The 4,622-nt window shown below is 58.5% G+C and carries 6 protein-coding genes; 4 read left to right on the top strand and 2 right to left on the bottom strand.

Translation table 11 applies throughout. The annotated features are described in order from the left end of the window. On the top strand, nucleotides 1-383 hold a 383-nt coding region (locus C9413_RS28065; protein WP_348648808.1), incomplete at its 5' end, for an FtsX-like permease family protein. A 48-nt stretch (nucleotides 384-431) separates the two neighbouring features. Here C9413_RS28065 and C9413_RS28070 read toward each other — a convergent pair. Next, the gene (locus C9413_RS28070; protein ID WP_039844848.1) at nucleotides 432-1,325 is read right to left on the bottom strand and encodes a dihydrodipicolinate synthase family protein; all 894 of its coding nucleotides are present in this window, start codon (nucleotides 1,323-1,325) and stop codon (nucleotides 432-434) included. A gap of 95 nt (nucleotides 1,326-1,420) precedes the next feature. Between C9413_RS28070 and C9413_RS28075 the strand changes: the two genes are divergently transcribed. Continuing rightward, nucleotides 1,421-2,035 (top strand): GntR family transcriptional regulator, encoded by a 615-nt coding sequence (locus C9413_RS28075; RefSeq protein ID WP_039846749.1) that lies wholly within the window; start codon nucleotides 1,421-1,423, stop codon nucleotides 2,033-2,035. A gap of 46 nt (nucleotides 2,036-2,081) precedes the next feature. Here the strand turns inward: C9413_RS28075 and C9413_RS28080 are convergent, their stop codons facing one another. Continuing rightward, on the bottom strand, nucleotides 2,082-2,894 hold the full coding sequence (locus C9413_RS28080) for a ferredoxin--NADP reductase (RefSeq protein ID WP_039844849.1): 813 nt from the start codon (nucleotides 2,892-2,894) through the stop codon (nucleotides 2,082-2,084). 244 nt (nucleotides 2,895-3,138) lie between these two features. Here C9413_RS28080 and pcsA point away from each other — a divergent pair, with 244 nt between their 5' ends. Both pcsA and C9413_RS28090 read left to right on the top strand, forming a co-directional pair. Continuing rightward, nucleotides 3,139-3,867 (top strand): phosphatidylcholine synthase, encoded by a 729-nt coding sequence (gene pcsA, locus C9413_RS28085; RefSeq protein ID WP_039844850.1) that lies wholly within the window; start codon nucleotides 3,139-3,141, stop codon nucleotides 3,865-3,867. Nucleotides 3,868-3,876: 9 nt separating this feature from the next. Next, the coding region (locus C9413_RS28090; protein WP_170251212.1) for a quinone oxidoreductase at nucleotides 3,877-4,622 on the top strand (746 nt) is incomplete at its 3' end.

A 4,622-nucleotide genomic window follows, 5' to 3' on the forward strand; every position in this document is an offset into this window, starting at 1 on the left:
CTGCTGCGTTCTTTGCTGCTTCACCACCGCTTACTCTCCCACGCCGGTGCATCGGCCTCTTGAAGTACGTTCCTGTGCTGGCCCCTTACAGCACACGGGATATTGTCTTACGTCTTGCGTTCGGCGCTTTGGCGATGCTGTTAGTGTGGCAGTTTTTGTTCGAGGCGGTTGCGCGTGCGCTTTTCGGCGGCCTCATGGCCATCTTATTCGGATTAGTCATCGGCTTCACCGCCGTGACGCTCTTGAAGGTTCCCTTCGTCGTCAGCCCGCTGATGATCGCCGTCGCCTTCGTCTTCTCGGCCGCAATCGGCATGATCTTCGGCTATTTCCCGGCGCGAAGGGCCGCGCAGCTCAATCCGATCGAGGCCTTACGGCACGAATGAACAAGGCCGGGCGATGCCCGGCCTTGGAACACTCCGTGTGCCGATTGATCAGAACTTCGGCAGTTCCGGGCGGTTTGAAAGCGCCTTTTCAATCACGCCAACGACGCGCAGGCGCTGTTCGCCGCAGAGCGGCAGGCGAGGGGCGCGGACGCGGTCGTTCGACTGAATGGCGTAGACTTCCGCAAGCTTGATGTTCTGGACGAGGAAGGTCGAGACGTCCAGGTCGAGCAGCGGCCGGAACCAGCGGTAGATGGCGCGCGCTTCATCGAGGCGGCCCGCCTGGACGAGCTTATAGATTGCGACCGTTTCCTTCGGGAAGGCGACGACGAGACCGGCGACCCAGCCGTGCGCCCCCATCAAGAGACTTTCGAGCGCCAGGTTGTCGACGCCGGTAAACACATCGAAGCGTTCGCCGAAGGCATTGAAGACGTCCGTCACGCGGCGGATATCGTCGGTCGATTCCTTCATGGCGACGACGAGATCGTTCTTCGCCAGCTCTTCGAACATCGGGATCGTGACGTCTACGCCATAGGCGATAGGATTGTTGTAGACCATGATCGGCAGGCCACCGGCCGCGGCAATCGTCTGGACATGCGTCAGCGTCTCTTCCGGAGCGGATTTGTAAGGTACGCCTGGCAAGACCATGAAGCCGCTCGCACCGGCCTTTGCTGCGGCCTTGGCTGCAGCGGCGCCACGCTTTGTCGAGCTTTCGCAAACCGTCATTAGGACTGGCCTCGAACCCGCAGCCGAGCGCGCGACATTCAGGATCTCCAGCTTTTCTTCCGGCTCGAGCGTCATGTTCTCGCCGAGCGAGCCGCAGACGATGATGCCATCGACACCTGCATCGGCCTGGAGCCCGAAGCAGCGTTCCATTTCGGCAAGATCTAGCTCGCCGCTCTCAGTGAATTTCGTCGTTACTGCAGGAAATACGCCGCGCCACATGTTCGTCTCCTTAACTCTGATATATCACAGTAGCTTGCCATCTGATTTGCGTCGTGTCAATATCTGATATATCAGGATGAAGTATGGACTATCGAATGCAGAGTTCACAGAGCCATCTAGCCTATCTCGCACTTGAACACGCGATTGTGACGCTGGTGTTGAAGCCGGGCGCGCTGGTGACCGAAAAGCAGCTGATCGATATTGCCGGTCACGGCCGTACGCCGGTGCGCGAAGCGATACAGAAGCTTGCCTGGCAGGGGCTCGTCATCGTCAGGCCGCGGGTCGGGCTGCAGGTGGCGGAGATCAAACCGGACGACCATGCCAATGTCATGCAGGTGCGCAGGGAACTGGAGCCTATTGCTGCGTCGCTGGTCGCGAAGCATGCGACGGACGAGCAGCGGCGGGCGCTGATAGACTGCGCCCGCACAATGACCAATTGCGCGGTCAATGGCGATCTTGCCGCCTTCTTCGCTGCCGACAAGGCATTCGACGAGCTACTCGAAGAGGCTTGCCCGAATACATACATCACCGCGTCGCTCGGACCTGTGCAGACACATTCACGCCGTCTTTGGTATTCGATGGCCACTCCGGAGCGGATGGACCGCTCGATCAAGCTGCACGTCACGGTTATTCGCGCCATCCAGCAGGGCAAGGTAGAAGAATCGCGGCAGGCAATGGCGGCCTTGATCGACTATCTCAGCCACAAATGAAAACGGCCCCGTCTCCGGAGCCGTTCAATCAATAATCCAAAAACCGTCAACCGACGAAGGCGCGTTCGATGACGAACTCGGCCGGCTTGCTGTTGGCGCCTTCTTCAAAGCCTGCCTTTTCGAGCAATTCCTTAGTGTCCTTCAACATGGCGGACGAGCCGCAGATCATGCCGCGGTCGATTGCCGGGTCGAGCGGCGGAACGCCAAGATCGGTAAAGAGCTTGCCGGAGGAGATCAGGTCGGTGATGCGACCGCGATATTCGAAATCCTCGCGGGTGACCGTCGCATAGTGACGCAGTTTGTCGCCGACGATCTCGCTCAGCAGTTCGTCGTTCCGGATCTCTTCTATCAGATCGAAGCCGTATTTCAGTTCCGCGACCTCGCGCGTCGTGTGGGTGAGGATCACTTCCTCGTACTTCTCGTAGGTATCGGGGTCGCGGATGAGGCTTGCGAAGGGCGCGATGCCCGTTCCGGTCGAGAACATGTAAAGCCGCTTGCCGGGCGTCAACGCGTCAAGCACCAGCGTACCCGTCGGCTTCTTGCGCATCAGAACCTGGTCGCCCGGCTTGATGTCCTGGAGATGCGATGTGAGCGGGCCGTCCGGCACCTTGATCGAGAAGAATTCGAGTTCTTCGGCCCAGGCGGGGCTTGCAATGGAGTACGCACGAAAAATCGGCTTGCCATCGACCATGAGGCCGATCATCGCGAACTCGCCGGAACGGAAACGGAAACCCTGCGGTCGGGTCATGGTGAAGCGGAAGAGCCGGTCCGTATATTGCGTGACGCTCAGCACCGTTTCGGCATAGACATTTGCCGGAACGGCGGAGGCGAAATCTTCGGTCTTTGCTGGAGCGTTCATTCGGTATCGGATCCCGTATTCGTCGCATGATAGGTCTGATGCGAGGCAGATATTACAAATATGCCGGAAATTAAAGGCATTCCATTCTCTGCGACGCTATCAGTAGGAAATATGCGTATCATTGTCATGTATCAATGCCTGCATGATCTTGTTGCTTTTGCGCTGGCGAAGCGGGGCAAAGGATGCATATTAAGGCCAAAACGCTGCCCACAGGTTCAAGCGGCGGCAGGCGGTACGGGGGAACATGAAGATTTTCAACTACAAGCGCGTTCCTTATGCAGAGATACGCGCCTTTTCCGTCCATATTTTGACGGCGTCCGGCTCTTTCCTCGCATTTCTGGGCGTGGTCGCCGCCGCCGAACACCGCTTCATCGACATGTTCTGGTGGTTGGGCCTTGCTCTGCTCGTCGACGGCATCGACGGTCCCATCGCCCGTAAGGTGCGGGTGAAGGAGGTGCTGCCCAACTGGTCGGGCGACACGCTCGACAATATCATCGATTATGTAACCTACGTGCTTTTGCCGGCTTTCGCACTATACCAGAGCGGCATGATCGGTGAACCCTGGTCTTTTGCCGCCGCCGGCATGATTGTCGTGTCGAGCGCCATCTATTATGCCGATATGGGAATGAAGACCGAGGAGTATTTCTTCTCCGGTTTCCCTGTCGTCTGGAATATGATCGTCTTTACGCTCTTCGTCATCGACGCAAGCGCTGCGACCGCCCTGACGGTGGTGATCGTCTCGGTGATCCTTACCTTCCTGCCAATCAATTTCCTGCATCCGGTGCGCGTCCAGCGTCTGCGGTTCATCAATCTCGGCGTTTTCTTCTTCTGGTCGGCGCTCGGCATGTTTTCACTGCTCATGCACTTCAGCATGCCGCAATGGGCCATTATTCTCTTCGTGATCAGCGGTATCTATCTTTATTGCATCGGCGCCGTACTGCAGTTCTTCCCGGCGCTGGGACGTAGCGAATAGGAGGCGGTTATGACAAAGACGCAGGCGATTGCTTTCAGCCGCAATGGCGGTCCTGAAGTTCTTGAGTATGTCGATGTCGATTTGCCGCCGCCATCCGCCGACGAGATCCAGATCAGGCACGCTGCCATCGGGCTCAATTTCATCGACGTGTATTTCCGCGATGGAACTTATAAGGCGGCGCATCTGCCGTTCATCGCCGGGAAGGAAGCGGCAGGCACCGTGACGGCGATCGGACCTGGCGTCAACGGTTTCGCAGTCGGTGACCGGGTTGCCTATGCCGGTGCCGACGGCGCCTACAGCGTCGAGCGGAATGTCGAGGCCAAGCACCTCGTCAAGGTGCCCGACGCGATCAGCCTGGAAACAGCAGCCGCGATGATGCTGAAGGGCATGACCGCCGAATATCTGCTGAACCGAACATTCAAGGTCGGTCCTGAAACGGTTCTGCTTTTCCATGCTGCCGCCGGCGGCGTCGGCCTCATCGCAGGGCAATGGGCAAAGGCGCTGGGCGCTACCGTGATCGGTACCGCCGGCTCGCAAGACAAGGTGAAGCTCGCGCTCGAGCATGGCTACGATTACGTCATCAACTACAGGACGGAAAACTTCCTCGACCGCGTTCGTGAGCTCACCGGCGGCAAAGGCGTGGACGTCGTCTACGACTCGATCGGCCGGGATACATTCCCGCAATCGCTCGGCTGCCTGGAGCCGGGCCGCATGTTTGGCTCCCTCGGTCCATCCTCTGGCGCCTCTGAGAATTT

The sequence above is a fragment of the Rhizobium sp. SEMIA 4085 genome, assembly GCF_013004495.1.
GTDB lineage: Bacteria > Pseudomonadota > Alphaproteobacteria > Rhizobiales > Rhizobiaceae > Rhizobium > Rhizobium gallicum.

Coding starts and splice junctions, on each gene's coding strand:
- pcsA (WP_039844850.1), top strand. CDS start 3,139: ATGAAGATTTTCAACTACAAGCGCGTTCCTTATGCAGAGATACGCGCC.
- C9413_RS28080 (WP_039844849.1), bottom strand. CDS start 2,894: ATGAACGCTCCAGCAAAGACCGAAGATTTCGCCTCCGCCGTTCCGGCA.
- C9413_RS28070 (WP_039844848.1), bottom strand. CDS start 1,325: ATGTGGCGCGGCGTATTTCCTGCAGTAACGACGAAATTCACTGAGAGC.
- C9413_RS28075 (WP_039846749.1), top strand. CDS start 1,421: ATGCAGAGTTCACAGAGCCATCTAGCCTATCTCGCACTTGAACACGCG.